The 16,618-nt window shown below is 36.9% G+C and carries 16 protein-coding genes; 8 read left to right on the top strand and 8 right to left on the bottom strand.

Annotated elements, in window-relative coordinates; genetic code table 11:
- Nucleotides 1-195 precede the first annotated feature (195 nt).
- The 3 genes from B5X51_RS10165 to B5X51_RS10175 all read left to right on the top strand — a co-directional run bounded on the left by B5X51_RS10165 (nucleotide 196) and on the right by B5X51_RS10175 (nucleotide 4,113).
- Nucleotides 196-1,323, top strand: coding sequence for a hypothetical protein (locus B5X51_RS10165; RefSeq protein ID WP_079721065.1), 1,128 nt, complete (start codon nucleotides 196-198; stop codon nucleotides 1,321-1,323).
- Nucleotides 1,324-1,500: 177 nt separating this feature from the next.
- Nucleotides 1,501-3,129 (top strand): amidohydrolase, encoded by a 1,629-nt coding sequence (locus B5X51_RS10170; RefSeq protein WP_079721132.1) that lies wholly within the window; start codon nucleotides 1,501-1,503, stop codon nucleotides 3,127-3,129.
- A 51-nt stretch (nucleotides 3,130-3,180) separates the two neighbouring features.
- On the top strand, nucleotides 3,181-4,113 hold the full coding sequence (locus B5X51_RS10175) for a peptidylprolyl isomerase (RefSeq protein WP_079721066.1): 933 nt from the start codon (nucleotides 3,181-3,183) through the stop codon (nucleotides 4,111-4,113).
- 222 nt (nucleotides 4,114-4,335) lie between these two features.
- Here the strand turns inward: B5X51_RS10175 and B5X51_RS10180 are convergent, their stop codons facing one another.
- Nucleotides 4,336-4,977, bottom strand: a complete 642-nt coding sequence (locus B5X51_RS10180; RefSeq protein WP_079721067.1) for a peroxiredoxin — start codon at nucleotides 4,975-4,977, stop codon at nucleotides 4,336-4,338.
- 130 nt (nucleotides 4,978-5,107) lie between these two features.
- Complete coding sequence (locus B5X51_RS10185) at nucleotides 5,108-5,677, bottom strand: thioredoxin family protein (protein WP_079721068.1); 570 nt, start codon at nucleotides 5,675-5,677, stop codon at nucleotides 5,108-5,110.
- Between the two features lie 160 nt (nucleotides 5,678-5,837).
- Here B5X51_RS10185 and B5X51_RS10190 point away from each other — a divergent pair, with 160 nt between their 5' ends.
- Complete coding sequence (locus tag B5X51_RS10190) at nucleotides 5,838-6,173, top strand: tRNA-binding protein (RefSeq protein WP_079721069.1); 336 nt, start codon at nucleotides 5,838-5,840, stop codon at nucleotides 6,171-6,173.
- 3 nt (nucleotides 6,174-6,176) lie between these two features.
- Here B5X51_RS10190 and B5X51_RS10195 read toward each other — a convergent pair whose 3' ends face one another.
- From B5X51_RS10195 to B5X51_RS10210, 4 genes are all read right to left on the bottom strand, one after another.
- A complete protein-coding gene (locus B5X51_RS10195) occupies nucleotides 6,177-6,572 on the bottom strand; it encodes a hypothetical protein (RefSeq protein ID WP_079721070.1) in 396 nt (131 codons plus the stop codon).
- A gap of 70 nt (nucleotides 6,573-6,642) precedes the next feature.
- On the bottom strand, nucleotides 6,643-9,165 hold the full coding sequence (locus B5X51_RS10200; protein WP_079721071.1) for a M14 family metallopeptidase: 2,523 nt from the start codon (nucleotides 9,163-9,165) through the stop codon (nucleotides 6,643-6,645).
- A gap of 80 nt (nucleotides 9,166-9,245) precedes the next feature.
- Nucleotides 9,246-9,626 carry a PUR family DNA/RNA-binding protein gene (locus B5X51_RS10205; protein ID WP_079721072.1) on the bottom strand — a complete coding sequence of 127 codons (381 nt, stop codon included), beginning with the start codon at nucleotides 9,624-9,626 and terminating at the stop codon, nucleotides 9,246-9,248.
- Nucleotides 9,627-9,701: 75 nt separating this feature from the next.
- Entirely contained in the window at nucleotides 9,702-11,459 is a 1,758-nt protein-coding gene (locus B5X51_RS10210; RefSeq protein ID WP_079721073.1) for an ABC transporter ATP-binding protein, read from the bottom strand.
- 136 nt (nucleotides 11,460-11,595) lie between these two features.
- Here B5X51_RS10210 and B5X51_RS10215 point away from each other — a divergent pair, with 136 nt between their 5' ends.
- The 4 genes from B5X51_RS10215 to yajC all read left to right on the top strand — a co-directional run bounded on the left by B5X51_RS10215 (nucleotide 11,596) and on the right by yajC (nucleotide 14,569).
- Nucleotides 11,596-12,699 carry a Glu/Leu/Phe/Val family dehydrogenase gene (locus B5X51_RS10215; protein WP_079721074.1) on the top strand — a complete coding sequence of 368 codons (1,104 nt, stop codon included), beginning with the start codon at nucleotides 11,596-11,598 and terminating at the stop codon, nucleotides 12,697-12,699.
- An 82-nt stretch (nucleotides 12,700-12,781) separates the two neighbouring features.
- Nucleotides 12,782-13,726 (top strand): transcription antitermination factor NusB, encoded by a 945-nt coding sequence (gene nusB / locus B5X51_RS10220; protein ID WP_079721075.1) that lies wholly within the window; start codon nucleotides 12,782-12,784, stop codon nucleotides 13,724-13,726.
- 48 nt (nucleotides 13,727-13,774) lie between these two features.
- A complete protein-coding gene (locus tag B5X51_RS10225) occupies nucleotides 13,775-14,239 on the top strand; it encodes a DUF1573 domain-containing protein (protein WP_079721076.1) in 465 nt (154 codons plus the stop codon).
- A 3-nt stretch (nucleotides 14,240-14,242) separates the two neighbouring features.
- Nucleotides 14,243-14,569 carry a preprotein translocase subunit YajC gene (gene yajC, locus B5X51_RS10230; RefSeq protein ID WP_070053409.1) on the top strand — a complete coding sequence of 109 codons (327 nt, stop codon included), beginning with the start codon at nucleotides 14,243-14,245 and terminating at the stop codon, nucleotides 14,567-14,569.
- Nucleotides 14,570-14,749: 180 nt separating this feature from the next.
- On the opposite strand, the gene B5X51_RS10235 is transcribed toward yajC, so the two are convergent.
- Entirely contained in the window at nucleotides 14,750-15,343 is a 594-nt protein-coding gene (locus tag B5X51_RS10235) for a YdeI/OmpD-associated family protein (RefSeq protein WP_079721077.1), read from the bottom strand.
- Nucleotides 15,344-15,368: 25 nt separating this feature from the next.
- Complete coding sequence (gene pepT, locus B5X51_RS10240) at nucleotides 15,369-16,610, bottom strand: peptidase T (protein ID WP_079721078.1); 1,242 nt, start codon at nucleotides 16,608-16,610, stop codon at nucleotides 15,369-15,371.
- Nucleotides 16,611-16,618: the final 8 nt, after the last annotated feature.

The following is a 16,618-nucleotide window of genomic DNA, read 5'->3' on the forward strand; positions in this document are numbered from 1 at the left end:
TTGTTGCGTAAAATATTCTAAGTAGTTATAGTTCAGTTTGTTGATGTTTTATTTTATTAAAGATTCCTTAACAATAACACAACATTGAAAATTCAGAATTACAAATAGAACTAATTAATATTGTACCCAATTTTAAGGAAGACTATATTAGTCCTTAAAATCTAAATTATTTAAAAAAATTAAAAGAACTACTTAATGGCAAAAGGCAAAAAGTTTCAACGAAGTGACCGGTCCCGTCCATATTTGAATATTCTGGACTTTATGGTTCAGGAAAAGGCTTTCCTTGCAATTGTAATTGTGGGTATTATTATGGCCGGAATATTTACCGGTAACAAAACCGCAGCAATGTGGCTTGGTTTTTTCTTTGCTGCCTATGCAACGGTAGCTAATGATAGTATTCAATCACTTGGGACATTTATTGAAAGTAATAAAGCCAAACGTTGGTGGATTTTGTGGCTTTATGTGGGTGTCATTTTTCTTGGCGTTGTAAGCTTTAGTTGGTTTTATTTCGATGGAGATGTAACCTACCAGCGACTCTTAAAGCCAGATGGAAGCTCACCCTACCCACACCCAGAATCCTTTAGCTTTTTTCAAATTATAGCGCCACTGGTTCTGCTTATTTTAACCAGGCTTAAAATGCCGGTATCTACCACCTTCCTTATTTTAAGTGTATTTAGTGCTGATACTTCGGGAATAACTTCAGTAGTCTGGAAGAGTTGGACGGGTTATATTATGGCCTTTGTACTGTCATTCTTAGTATGGTACCTCTCTTATAATTTTATTAAAAAATACTTTAAAAGCCGTAAATTCAATAATAGCTGGACGGCTGTTCAGTGGCTTGTAAGTGGTACGCTTTGGGGAGTTTGGGTAATGCAGGATGGTGCTAATATAGCGGTATTCCTACCAAGAAGTTTAGATGGTTTCCAGTTTGTGGTGTTCGCACTTACCATTTTTGCAGGTTTGGGACTCTTGTTTTACCTAAGAGGAGATAAAATTCAGGAAGTAGTTAGTGAGAAATCCAGGATTTCAGATATTCGTGCAGCAACTTTAGTAGATTTAACTTATGTAATTCTACTTATATATAAATTGTTTATTAGTACAGTACCTATGAGTACTACCTGGGTATTCCTTGGTATTATTGGAGGTAGGGAAATAGCGATAAGTTTGGCTAGAAACAAAAAAGGCAAAAAACACCGCAAAAAGGCCGGTAAGATGATCTTTAAAGATTTTGCTTACGCTATGATTGGGCTATTCGTTTCGGTAGCGCTTGCAGCAGCAGCTAATAAAAGTATACGTGATCAAATTATTAATGCAATATTCTAAGTTTACTCGATAATCGAGATTGAATGCTCCGAGGCTTGCCTCGAAATCAAATTATATTTTTCAATATTAATGCTTCGTGAGCTTGCTCCGAAGTAGTTTACTTAATACAGTAAATAATTCAATAAAATGCGCCTTTACCGGGCGCATTTTTTATTTTTATATAAAATTATAATAGAGATGAAAAAAATATTACTTGTTTGCTTGCTAAGCATTGCCTTTATTTCCTGTAATTCTGAAGATAAAGCGGAAGCAGATCTATTGGTTTTTAATGCTGAAATTTACACGGTAGATGATAATTTTAATACAGCCGAAGCTTTTGTTACTAAGGATGGGAGATTTCTTGAGATAGGCAATGCTGAGGAGCTTCAAACAAAATATAATATCGCTGAAACACTTGATGCCGGCGGCAAAAGTGTCTTTCCCGGTTTTATTGACGGGCACGCCCATTTTTACGGACTTGGATTGCAACAGCAACGTGTAGACCTTGCCGGCACTAAGAGTTTTGAAGAGGTGGTGCAGCGTATTGTTGATTTTCAAAACAAACGAAATGTAGAATTCATAACCGGTAGGGGATGGGATCAAAATGATTGGGAAAAGAAAGAGTTTCCTAATAAAGATACTTTAGATCAGCTATTTCCCGACACCCCAATTGCACTAACCAGAATAGACGGGCATGCACTTTTGGCCAATCAGGCGGCTTTAGATAAAGCTGGGATTACTACCAGGACTTCATTTAGTGGTGGTGATATTGAACAAAAAAATGGAGAATTAACAGGTATTATTATAGACAACCCTATGGGGCTTGTTACCAATGCTCAACCTGCGCCATCTACCAAAGAACAGATTAACGCTTTATTGGATGCTCAAAAACTTTCTTTTAAATATGGGTTAACTACCGTTGTAGACGCCGGGATAGATAAACAAACTATAGAGCTTATGGATAGCCTTCATAAAGATGGAAGCCTAAAAATAAGGCTCTATGCAATGATTAGTAATACTCCCGAAAACCTGGATCATTATTTAGATAAAGATCCTATTAAAACCGAAAGATTAAATGTGCGTTCGGTAAAGTTTTATGGCGATGGGGCTCTTGGATCAAGAGGTGCTGCCTTAAAAGAAGAATATAGCGATCGTGCCGGCCATTTTGGAGCTTTGCTTTCACCTGTTGAAGATTTTAAAGAAACGGCAGAACGTGTTGCCGCTTCAAAGTTTCAGCTGAACACGCATGCCATTGGAGATTCAGCAAACTATATGGTTTTAGAAACTTATGATAAACTTTTAGCCAATGATGAAGACCGCAGATGGAGAGTGGAACATGCACAGGTAATAGATGAAGAGGATTTTAAATATTTCAGTAAAAATATTATTCCTTCAGTTCAGCCTACACACGCAACCAGCGATATGTACTGGGCCAAAGATCGTTTAGGGGAAGAAAGAGTGCAGGGTGCCTATGCCTATAAGAAGTTATTAGATGAAGCCGGTATTATTGCTTTAGGTACCGATTTTCCTGTAGAAGAGGTGAGTCCTTTTTTAACTTTTTATGCTGCGGTAGCCAGGCAGGATACAGATAATTATCCAGAAGATGGCTTTATGAAAGAACAGGCTTTGTCTCGTGAAGAAACCTTAAAAGGGATGACCATTTGGGCGGCTTATGCAAATTTTGAAGAAGAAGAGAAAGGAAGTATAGAAGCCGGGAAATTTGCCGATTTTATAATTCTGGATAAGGATATTATGAAAGTTGATAAATCAGAAATTCCTGAAATTGAAGTTTTGGAAACTTATGTAAATGGAGAAAAGGTATATTAAAGCCATTACACTAAAAAAAGATATCTTTGCATATCAAAAAAATATAAGAAAATGAACGACGGATTATACGCTAAATTTTATACTACTAAAGGACAGATTTTAGTAGAATTAGAATACGAAAAAGTCCCCGGAACTGTTGGGAACTTCGTTGGACTTGCCGAAGGTGAACTTGAAAATGATGCATTTCCTCAGGGGAAACCTTATTATAACGGTCTTAAATTTCATAGGGTGATTCCTAATTTTATGGTTCAGGGTGGTGACCCGCAAGGAACAGGAGTGGGAGGTCCCGGTTATAAATTTGAGGATGAAATTCACCCGGATTTGAAACACGATACCCCTGGAAAATTATCTATGGCTAATGCTGGTCCCGGAACTAATGGAAGTCAGTTTTTTATTACTCATACCGAGACTGCCTGGTTAGACGGGAAACATACTGTTTTTGGTAGCGTAATTCAGGGTCAGGATATTGTAGATAGTATTCAGCAAGGCGATGAAATTGAAAAACTTGAGATTATTAGATCTGGTGAAAAAGCCGAAAATTTTAATGCTGTAGAGTCTTTTAGACAATTTGACGGTGCTAAAGCCAAAAGGGAAGAAGCAGCCAAAAAGAGAGAAGATGAATTACTGGGAAAACTTTCTGAAGGTTTTCAAACCACAGAAAGCGGACTTCGATATAAAATTGAAAAGAAAGGCGACGGGACAAAACCTGAAAAGGGGCAAACCGTTTCTGTACACTACAAAGGAATGCTAACCGATGGCAGTGTCTTTGACTCTTCTTATAAAAGAAATCAGCCGTTGGAATTTCCGGTAGGCGTAGGCCATGTAATTAGTGGTTGGGATGAAGGTATCTTACTTTTAAATGTAGGAGATCAGGCTCGTTTCGTGATTCCTTCACATTTAGCTTATGGAGAACGTGGCGCCGGTGGCGTAATCCCACCAAATGCAGCACTGGTTTTTGATGTGGAGCTGGTTGCGGTAAAATAAAAGCCACCTAGCCGCCCCGACGGGGAACTTAAATAATAAAAAAACCTCACAAGTTTTAATAACCTGTGAGGTCTTTTTTTAAAAGAACAAGTCTGAAAAGTCTTGTTTTCGTCAAGCTGAATTTATTTCAGCTTCTAACATGAATAGATTATCAACATCTTAGATCCTGAAACAAGTTCAGGATGACGAGTTGAAAAACATTCCCAAGTTCTTTCATAATTTTTACTTAGAATCCGGTTGCGGTGTCATTCTAAGATATGGTTTTACCTCTTTAAAACCTTTAGGGAACATCTCTTTTGCATCTTCGTTAGAAACCGATGGACTAATTACTACATCTTCTCCCTGTTTCCAGTTAGCCGGTGTGGCTACCTTTTGGTAGGCAGTAAGTTGTAAGGAGTCTATAACTCGTAATAACTCATCAAAATTTCTACCGGTACTGGCCGGGTAGGTGATCATTAATTTAATGCTTTTATCTGGTCCAATAACATACACCGAACGTACCGTAAGCGTGTCGTCGGCTTTTGGATGAATCATCCCGTAGAGATTAGAAACCTTCTTATCTTCATCTGCGATAATTGGAAAATTTACAGTGGTGTTTTGGGTTTCATTTATATCATCTATCCAGCCTTTATGAGATTCAACGCCATCTACACTTAAAGCCATTACTTTGGTATTACGAGCCTCAAATTTATCTTTGTATTTCGCTACTGTTCCTAATTCTGTGGTGCAAACCGGGGTGTAATCTGCAGGATGTGAAAACAAAATTCCCCAGCTATCTCCTAAATAATCATAAAAATTAATTTTTCCTTCTGAAGTTTCAGCATCAAAATTTGGTGCTTTATCTCCTAATTTTAACTCGCTCATAATATTGTATTTTTAGTGATTCGATGTATAAAATTAAAGAATAATATTCAGTAAAACCTATTAAGCCAATAGGATTTACTTGGTTTAAGATAAGATTAACTGATAATACTTTTTTAGCGTGAATTGTGATTTAAGATTCCGGTGCATACTTCCATTTAATGTTGCAGCCAATGCTGGGTTTCTGATTTTGGGGCACTTTTTTATTGGCAAGAACGGCGTCCATAGCATCTCGAAGATGCCTGCCATTAACCGGAATCCCATTTCCGGGACGGGAATCGTCTAATTGCCCGCGAAAGATTAACTTTAATTCATCATCAAAAAGATAAAAATCTGGTGTGCAGGAAGCTTTATAGGCTCGTGCTACTTCCTGGGATTCGTCGTAGAGATATGGAAAAGAGTATTGGTGTTTTCTCGCAACTTCGTTCATATTATCTGGATGGTCTGCAGGATAGTTTTCTACATCGTTGCTCATAATTGCAGCAAACCCGAAACCTAAAACACGGTAATCTCCGGCAAGTCTCACTATTTCTTCGTTTACATGTTTTACAAAGGGACAATGGTTGCTTATAAACATAATTAAGGTGCCCTTTACGCCCTTAATATCTTTAAGAGTGTATTTATTGCTTGTAATTACATCTACCAGGTTAAAATCTGGTGCCTGGGTTCCCAAAGCGATCATATTTGAAGCAGTTCTTGCCATAGTTTCTTCTTATGAATTTACTTGATAATCTGGATTTAAATTTTCCGGGGCTTGCTTTGAAATATTGTTCCATATTTATGTCTTATTGGCTTGCCATAGGTAATTTACGAATTCACTTCGGAATATGAAGTTTTTTTCTAATTTCGATTAAAAATAGAATATGGAAATTTCCTGGAAAGACTTTGAAAAAGTAGAAATGCGAATTGGAACTATTACTGAAGTTTCAGATTTTCCTGAAGCTAAAAATCCTGCTTATAAAATGCTTATAGATTTTGGAGAAGACGTTGGCAAAAGAAAAACTTCAGCTCAAATTACCAAACGCTATAAAAAGGAAGAATTATTAGGTCGTCAAATCGTAGCGGTGGTTAATTTTCCCAAAAAACAAATTGCAAATATTATGAGTGAGTGCCTGGTTTTGGGGGCAGTAGGGGAAGAAAATGATATCGTGCTACTAAACCCCGATTTTAGCGTGGAAAATGGACTGCGAGTAGGATAAAGGCTAATCTTCCATTTTCTTGTATTTACTCCCACAGGTTTCAATGCATCTTGGATTATGTGGATAAACAAATAAGTTACCTTCTTTCAACTCGTAGCTTAGTTCAACATTTCTGTCTGCACAATTCGAGCTAATCATTTTCTTTGAGGCATCGTAAGAAGCTTCGTTAATTTCTTCACCGTAACAGAAACTTGTAGAAGAATATACCATTCCATCTTCATCAAATTTCAGGGTTTTGCCGTTTTCCACAGTTTTCCAGGTGCCACTTCCATCACCGGGGTCGGCAAGGATTTCTGCTAACTGCCATTTCCCGGAAATTTCTTTTGTATTCAATTCTAAAGAACTCTTAGCGCAGCTTGTTATTATTGCAATTGATACTAATAGTAATAAGTTTCTCATCTTTTAAAGTTTATATGGTATACTTTAAAGATGAAAGAATGCTAAAATGGTTGCGTTGGTTTTATTCTAATTACATTTCATCACCAAAAAAGATGGCATTCATTAACAGTTTATTGGTTCCGTACCAGAAAGCCCTGAAATTGGTGTTATCGGTAAATAGAATTACATTTCCACGGCCCATCCCTGTATGTTTAAATGGAACTGTACCTGCAATAGCTTCTAATCTTGGTGCGCTTATGTAGCCGCTCAATAAAGGTTTTTCGGTGTATTGAATAGGGTTATTATAGCTTTGCTTATCGGCTTCTATAAAGATTGTAGTGTTTCTAAAAAGCGGAATAGTTTGGTTTGTATAACCAAAGTTTACCGGATGTGAACGATCTATATTGGCTTCAAAGATAGCGCCGCCAATGCCCTGGGCACCTCTAAAATCTCTTTGTTCTTCAAAACTAATATTTTCGGCTACCAGGCTATCTTTTTTAATTTCCATATCCATAAAATCTTCTTTTTCAAAGAAGCGCGCTGCATTGCGATAACCAATTAAAGTTCCGCCTTCACGAACCCATTCTTTAAGTTTTTCTATATCACTTTTTTCTAGAGCACTCCCCCAGGAGTTTGGCAGAATAATGTCTGTATATCGACTTAGATCTGTACGGGAAAATCTTCTCGTGTCTAATTTTGTGATCTTCATATCGTAGCGTTGATCAAATAAATGCCAGATCTCCCCGGCGTCGTAAGGGGTTATTCCTTCGCCAACAATTAAAGCTACTTTAGCGGGTTCAAGTGATTTAAACTGGTTACTTCCAAGGTTAACTCCCTGGGTTAATCCTGTGTTTATGGCGTCAATTTGCACATTAGATTTTTCGCTTACTTTTTGTAGAAACTTAAACATGCTATCTCCATCTAATTTTTGATTTTGAACCGGGATAAGAATTGTTCCGTAATCATATGATGTATTCGCCAAAGTAAAAGGTTGCATTCCAACTTTTGTACGAAGTCCTTTTTCCAGGATCATGTTTAAAGCTTTAGGCGAATAGTAATCATGCCATTGCATTACATAAGCATAGCTGCTTTTTTCCAGGGGCTGAATTTCAGGTTTTGAGAGCTTTTCTATTTTCTCTCCTGCATTCTTTATTTTAATATCTTCTGCAAAATCCAGGTTGAAGGCTAACGGGAGCGTCCAGGCCGAAATATCGTAAAACAAACTATCTTCAAATTCAGTACGGCGTTCAAACATCGCTTTTACAAGTCGGTGTTGGCGTTGATCTTTAGGAACTACATAAGCAGTATTATTTTTAAAAGTCTCCCCGTTGGTTTTTAAATCTTCCCCTAATTTGTGGATTTCTACTTTGTGTGTTTCAAGGATTTTTGCCAGTTCATAAGCAGATGAAGCATCTTTTTCACTTCCAAAAATATAGGCTCCGTTTTCAGCTGAATTGCGAGCGTTGTTATAGAAATTACGTTGATAATTCAGGATTTCTTCACGCATATTTTTAGCGGCTTCCAGGGTGGAAAGGGCCGCCGTAAACTGGTTTCTAATAGTGAATGGAAAGGTTAATATACCATTGTCGGTTTCCTGGGCGTGGCCTCTTGAACTTCCCTGTTCAAAAAGGATTCCAATACTTCCGTTGATATCTGGGAAAGTAGAACCTTTTCCGTAGTAAAAATCGTCGTAGTTTTCTTCGGTATAATAGAAGGAGCCTAGTTCATCAAAAGCTTCGGCGTGGTAGGTTCCTATTTCCTTGGTAAGTTCCTGGTTAAGATCTGGCGTTAATGGGTGCGTTCTTGATGGAATTCCCGGCTGAAAAAAAAAGCTGGAATTAGATCCCATCTCGTGATGATCTGTCAAAATATTCGGCATCCATTTATGGAAAGTTTCAAGGCGAGCCTGAGATTCCGGTAGTTGTACCGGCAGCCAGTCCCGGTTCATATCAAACCAATAATGATTGGTTCTACCTCCCGGCCAAACTTCGCTGTATTCGCGGTCTTGAGGGTCGGGATTTATATTTTCGCTTTTATTGGTATTAGCCCAATAGGCAAAACGCTGTAAGCCATCTGGATTAAATACAGGGTCAAAAAGAATTATGGTATTTTCTAATAGTTCTTCTATCTCCTCACCTTCAGCCGCAGCCAGGTAATAAGCTTCTAAAAGTGCTGCGTTAGAGCCGCTGGCTTCGTTTCCGTGAATAGAAAAACCCTGGTTTACTACAATAGGCATCTCTGCTACATTTATGGAAGAGGCATTCTCTTGAGTTAATGCCAGGTGGTTTTTACGGATTTCTTCTAAATTCTCATGGTTTTTTTCTGAAGTAATAGTGAGTAATATAAGCGGCCGTCCCTCATAGGTCTTCCCCCGGTTTTCTATACTTATTCTCGGAGAAACCTTAGCGAGTTCTCGCATATAATTTAGAAGTAGATCGTGGGTAACGTGCCATTCTCCCGGAATATAACCAATCACATCTTGTGGTTTTGGAATTCCCTCGTTATAGCTTACATCCTGAGGGAGGTAATATTCCAAACTAAGCTCTTGATTTTCTTGCTGTGCAAACGAGTTAAAATAGATACAGAAAATTAGAAAAGGTAGAAATTTTTGCATGTTTTTTTATTTGGGATATAAATATAAAAAAACCGTCCTGAATATCTCGGGACGGTTTATATAATCTTAAAGCCGATAGCTTAAATGTCTTCAAAACTCACATCTGTGAACTTCTCTGGTGTAGCGTTTTCTGAGATTTCATTTTCAGAAGTTTCATACTCCTTTTTGAAGTCTTTTTGATGCCGCTCGCTAATTACCTCTTCTCCTTTTTCATTGAGGATAAAATCTGTCATTTCTTGCAGAATTTCGTGGAAACCGGCAAAATCCTCTTTGTAAAGATAAATCTTGTGTTTCTTGTAGAAGAAAGAGCCATCATCGTTAGTAAACTTTTTACTTTCAGTAATGGTTAGGTAGTAATCATCTGCACGAGTTGCCCTAACATCAAAAAAGTAAGTTCTTCTTCCGGCTCTCAGCACTTTAGAGAATATTTCTTCTTTCTCCATCATTCCCTTGTCACTCATAAAATAGATTCTTTAAATATTTTGGTTTAGTACTGCTCAAAAATCTAAAAATTTTTAACATCTAGCAAAAAATTTTCACATTTCTTTTTCATTTAACTGTTTTGCGTATAATTCTTTATAATAACCTTGCTGGTTTAATAATTGGGAATGAGTGCCTTGTTGTACTATAGCGCCGTCTTCCAGAATAATTATTTTATCGGCATTTTTTGCAGAAGAAATCCTGTGGCTTACAATGATGGTGGTTTTCTCTTTTGATATTTTAAAGAGGTTGTTTAAAATTGCTTCTTCAGTTTCGGTATCTACTGCTGAAAGGCAGTCGTCAAACAATAAGATCTTAGGATCGTGAATAATTGCTCTTGCAATGGAAACTCTTTGTTTTTGACCGCCAGAAAGTGTTATTCCACGTTCACCTAAAACAGTGTCATAACCTTTACTGAAACCAAGGATGTTTTTATGTACTGAGGCATTTTTAGCGGCTTCGAATATCTCCTCGTCACTAGCATTGGTCTTTCCGAATTTGATATTACTTTTAATAGAATCACTAAACAAAAATGCATCTTGTGGCACGTAACCAATACTGTTTCTTAAACTGTCCAGGTTAAGATTTTGTATATTCTTGCCATCTATGGAAATTTCTCCCTTAGGGACATCATATAACCTCCCAATAAGTTCCAGGATGGTAGATTTCCCTGCACCTGTTTTGCCAATTATTGCAAGAGTTTCACCGCTATTTACTTCAAATGAAACGTTTTTAAGAGCGGTGATGTTCGTATCGTCATAGGTGAAACTTACATTTTTAAAGGCAATGCTACCATGAATTTCGTCTGGCGTCTCCTTTTTATTGGTTATTTCCGGTTTTTCCTTTAAAAACTCGTTGATGCGTTCCTGGGAAGCTTCAGCTTGTTGCACAAGTGAAGTTACCCATCCAATAGAGGCAATGGGCCAGGTAAGCATATTTACATATAAGAGGAATTCTACAATCACTCCAATATTTTCAATTTCGCCACTTATGTATTGATTTCCGCCAACATAAATAACTAACACATTGCTTATCCCTATTAACAGAACCATAAGCGGAAAAAAGAAAGCCTGTACCTTAACCAGGTCTATGTTTTTATCTCGACTCCCATTGGACAGATCTACAAAATTATGGTTGATTTGCTTTTCCATTCCATAAGATTTTATAACAGCGATTCCGCTAAAACTTTCTTGCGTAAAAGTATTTAGCTTAGAAAGATATTGCTGGACAACGGTACTTCGTTTATTAATAGCCACGCTGATTTTATAGATTGAAAATGCCAAAACAGGAAGTGGAGCTACAGTATATAAAGTAAGCTCTGGTGCTGCCTGGATCATAAAAATTAAAACAACTACGGTAGAGGTAAAAGTGGTTACCGTATACATAATTGCGGGCCCTAGATATAATCTCACTTTACTAACATCTTCGCTAATACGGTTCATTAAATCTCCGGTACGGTTCTTTTTATAGAAATTAAGCGAGAGTTCCTGGTAATGCTTATAGATTTCGTTTTTTAGATCAAATTCAATATCCCTGGAGACCACAATAAAAGTTTGGCGCATTAAAAAGGTAAGGAATGCAGCAATTAATGTAGCTCCTATAATAAGTGCGATATTCACCGCGAGTTCGGTTTTAAGTACATCCAGAGTACTTATTTCACCATTAATATATTGCTCTATCGCATCAGTAGAATCCCCGATTAAAGGAATATAATACAGCGCGAAAATACGGGCAACTATAGTAATCACGAGACCAATTAATAGTTTCCACTTATATTTTAGAAAATATTTATTTAGGTGTTTAAGATTCTTCATTTAAAGATAAAAAAGCTAATTTTTGAGGATATGTTATTTTAACACGTTTTAAAAACCTCTTTATTGAAATATTCTTTATTTTTGCATAGTGATTTTCAGAAAAATGAAAACGCTAAATTAAAAAATGTAACAAGTTATGCAAGTTGATGTTCTAAATGCAAATGAACTAAAAAAGTCTGCGCCAGTATTTGGTCAGCTCTCTTTTGACAACCACGAGCAAGTAGTTTTTTGCAACGACAAAGATACAGGTTTAAAGGCAATTATTGGTATCCATAATACGGTTTTAGGACCTGCGCTAGGTGGAACTAGAATGTGGAACTATAGCAGCGAGTGGGAGGCATTAAACGATGTTTTACGTCTTTCTCGCGGAATGACTTTTAAAAGTGCGATTACAGGACTTAACCTTGGTGGCGGAAAGGCTGTGATTATTGGCGACGCTAAAACTCAAAAAACTCCTGAACTCATGAAAAGTTTTGGACGTTTTGTAGATTCTCTTAGCGGAAAATATATCACTGCAGAAGATGTTGGAATGGAAACTGCCGATATGGACACTGTGCGTGAAGTTACTAAATATGTAACTGGAATTTCTGAAGATAAAGGTGGTGCGGGTAACCCATCTCCAATCACTGCTTACGGTGTTTTTATGGGCTTAAAGGCAGCAGTAAAACATAAATTTGGAAGTGACGATCTTGAAGGGAAATCGGTATTGGTTCAGGGAATTGGACACGTTGGTGAAACTCTTGTAGAGCATTTAACCCAGGACGGTGCTAAAGTTTTTATTAGTGATATTAACCGGGAACGACTTGAAGCTGTAAAAAATAAATACGGGGCTACAATTTTTGAAGGATCTGATGTATACGGTGCAGATGTAGATATTTATGCACCTTGCGCTCTTGGAGCAACTATAAACGATGATACGGTAAAACGTATTAACGCAAAAGTAATCGCTGGTGCTGCTAATAACCAGTTAGCCGACGAACTTACTCACGGCAAAATTCTTAGAGAAAGAGGGATTGTTTACGCTCCCGATTTCTTGATTAATGCCGGCGGAATTATAAATGTTTACGCAGAGCTTGAAAATTACGGAAAGCAGGAGATTATGCGTAAAACAGAAAATATTTATAACACAACTTTAGAAATTCTAAGCAAAGCAGATAAGGATGATATGACTTCACACTTCGCTGCGCTTAAAATTGCACAACAACGAATTGATGATAGAAAAAATCACAATTTGAAGTAGTCAATTTCAAAAGTTTGGTATTTTTGCAAGGCGAAAGAATATTCTTTCGCCTTTTCTAATTCTAAAAAGTTCTTTTACACTTATGTTGACAAGAAGACATATTCGGGTTAAAGTAATGCAATCACTTTACGCCTTTAACCAAAGCCAAAATGACAACCTGGGAACCGAGGAAAAATTCCTGCTTAAAAGTATGGAAGAGATGTACGATCTTTTTCTGGTTCAGTTAAGCCTAATCGAAGAGTTAAAAGGCCAGGCCGAAAACTTTTTAGAAATATCTCAACAAAAGCATCTTGCTACCAGCGAGGAAAAAAATCCTAATAAGAAATTTATTTCTAATGCTATTTTTAATATTTTCCAACATAACGAGAGTTTACAAGATGCCCTGGAGTCAAGAAAAATAACCCACTGGAAAAGGGACGATGATTATGTGCAAATTATCTGGGAATCATTAAAGAAAAGCGAGATCTATGAGCGTTATATGGAAACCCGCGAATCTAGTTTTAAAGAAGACAAAGAGTTTATAATCGCTATTTTTAAAGAAGTTATTGCTCCTAACGAAAAACTCTACGATTACCTGGAAGATGCAAAACTTACCTGGATAGACGATCTTCCCATTGTAAATACTGCGGTTTTAAAATTTCTTCAGAAATTAAAGCCGAATTCTGCTGAAAATATGAAGCTTGGGAATCTCTACAAAAATGATGATGACAAAGATTTTGCGAAAGATTTATTCAGAAAAACTTATCTAAATGATGATGTGCTGGCAAAAGAAATGCTGGGTAAAACACCAAACTGGGATAAAGACCGAATTGCAGAGATTGATATGATTCTTATGAAAATGGCAATTTGTGAATTCTTGAAATTTCCTTCAATACCGGTGAAGGTAACCATCAACGAATACCTGGAACTGGCAAAGGAATACAGCACTCCAAAGAGTAGTATTTTTATAAATGGAGTTTTAGATAAGTTATCCAAAGAATATAAGGAGGATAATAAGTTAAATAAAATAGGGCGAGGCCTTATGTAATGAATAAAATTTCTTAATTTTAAAAATTAAATTATAAAGTTCATAATTATGAAAAATGGAATCTTAATGTTGGCTGCAGTGGGGGCGCTGCTTTTTACTTCTTGTAAGGACAACAACAATAACGCCTCAGAAAAAGTAAAAGCAGAGAATGTAGAAAGCGCTGCAGAGCGTGATGCCCAGGCCACTGTTTATCCAAAAATGGAGTTTGAAGAATCAGAACATGATTTTGGTAATATTCCAAAAGGTAAAAATGTAGAGCATACTTTTACTTTTACCAATACCGGACAGGCGCCATTGGTAATTACAAACGCAAGAAGTACTTGTGGTTGTACAGTTCCATCTTATACTAAAGAACCAATTCAACCGGGAGAAACCGGCGAGATGTTGGTGAAATTTAATGGATCTGGAAATGGGCAGGTGACTAAAACAGTTACGGTAAGTGCCAATACAGAAACCGGTTCAGAGCGTCTTAGAATTAAAGCCTTTGTAGAAACCGAAGAAAACGCTAGCTAATAAATGGATCAATTAACTCAGTTTGCCCCAATAATATTAATGTTTGTGGTAGTGTACTTTTTTATGATACGCCCACAAATGAAAAAAGCTAAACAGGAACGTAATTTTGCTTCCGAATTAAAACGCGGAGATCGTGTGGTAACCAAAAGTGGTATGCACGGAAAAATCGTTGACTTTAGCGAAAAAAATAATGCAGTAATTATAGAAACCGGAGCAGGAAAAATAACTTTTGATCGTTCTTCCATCTCTATGGAAATGAGTAAAAAACTCAACGAGCCGGCCAAGCCAGAAAAAGAAAGTAAGGCAAAAGCCATTAAAGAAAAGAAATAGTCTTTCTGCTTTTATATAGTATCTAAAATCCCCAGTGCTAACGCCAGGGGATTTTTATTTTTTTTAGAAGATTTAAATTTTTAAAACGTCATTCTGAACTTGTTTCAGAATCTAATATTTTAGAACCTGAAACAAGTTCAGGTTGACGTAAAAATGAATTTTTTAAATATTCTCTTTCTATTAGCAATTTTTGTATTTGTCATGAAGACCTTCGTTATTCTTAATCATTGGTTTGATTTTCTCCAGTCGTGATAGTTTTGTTGCTTCCCTTTTTGCCTGAGAAATATAATTGGCGTATTCCCTTTGTTTGCCTTTTGTTAGTTGCTGAAAGGCTTTCTCCAAATCATTATCTTCTTTCAGAGCATCTTTTAATTCTGAAGGAACCACTAATTCTTTTGAAGTTACCGGTTTTATTTCTTTGCCTTTCCTTTGATTTTGGATGGCTTCAGCTAAATATTTCTGAAGAATTTCAGGTTTTATTTTATCTCCTTTCTCAAACCTTATTTGTCTTAGTGCTTTGGTTTTCCCTTCCTGGGCGTTGTGGAGTAAAATCGTGTTTTCTTTCAATAAAGCACCATTAAAAAACCAAAGGGCACAATGATTTTTAAAAGCTGCGATGCCTGCAACATTTTTACCTTCCAGAGTATAAACAGGTGCGCCCCATTTTATGCATTCTTCCAGCTCAGTATTTTGCATTACTGTTCTTAAAGATTGTAATTCTTTTCCCCAGTAAGGATGGGTTTCAATATATTGCTCTACAGAATTCACAGCCATCTTTTTAGCCTTTTAAAAAAGAGTTTTATTTACTTTTCTCTGAAGTCAATTCAGCGATTTTTACAATTACTTCAGTAGCTTTTTGCATACTTTCTACTGGTACGTATTCGTATTTTCCATGAAAATTGTGACCGCCGGCAAAAATATTAGGACAGGGAAGCCCCATATAGCTTAGTTGTGCCCCATCGGTGCCACCACGAATTGGTTTTAAAAGTGGTTCAATATTTACTGCTTTCATAGCTTCTTTGGCTATTTCAACAATATGCATTACCGGCTCAATTTTTTCTCGCATATTCGAATATTGGTCGGTAATCTCTACCGAAATACAATCATTTTCGTATTGCGAGCAAATCTCTGAAGCCAGGTTCTCCATCATTTCCTTTCTGGCATTAAAATGTCCTAAATCGTGGTCCCTAATTATATATTCCAGCTGGGTTTCTTCCACATCACCTTTCATATTACTAAGATGAAAAAATCCCTGCCGGTCCTCGGTGTGCTCAGGTGTTTCTAACCTGGGTAATGAGTTTATGAAATCTACTGCAATGTATTGACTATTTACCATTTTATCTTTCGCATAGCCGGGATGCACACCTTTTCCGCGTACCTTAACAATAGCTTTAGCGGCATTAAAGTTTTCAAACTCAAGTTCTCCAATTTGGCTACCATCCATAGTATAAGCCCATTCTGCGCCAAATTTTTCCACATCAAATTTATGCGCCCCACGACCAATTTCTTCATCTGGAGTAAAACCTATGCGAATCTTTCCATGTGGAATTTCAGGGTTATCCAGCAAATATTGCATCGCTGTCATAATTTCGGTAATTCCGGCTTTATCATCGGCACTTAAGAGACTTGTGCCATCGGTAGTGATTATGGTTTGCCCTTTATATTGTTTTAGGTCATTAAAATATTCAGAAGAGAGAATAATATTTTTTTCTTTATTTAAAACAATATCATTTCCGTCATAATCCTCAATAATTTGCGGTTTAATATCGGTAGCATTAAAATCTGGAGAAGTATCAAAATGAGAAATAAAACCAATAACCGGAACCTGGTGCGCCACGTTTGCCGGCAGCGTAGCCATCACATAAGCGTGATCGTCTATGCTAACTTCTGTCATTCCCATTTCCTGCAATTCATTTGCCAGCTTTTTAGCTAAAACCCATTGCTTTTGGGTACTGGGTGTAGTTTGGCTTTCGGGATCACTTTGAGTATCTATAGTTATATAACTAATAAATCTATCTATAATCCGCTGTTTGTTAATCATTTGTTTTC

Source organism: Salegentibacter holothuriorum (assembly GCF_900168045.1).
GTDB classification, from domain to species: domain Bacteria; phylum Bacteroidota; class Bacteroidia; order Flavobacteriales; family Flavobacteriaceae; genus Salegentibacter; species Salegentibacter holothuriorum.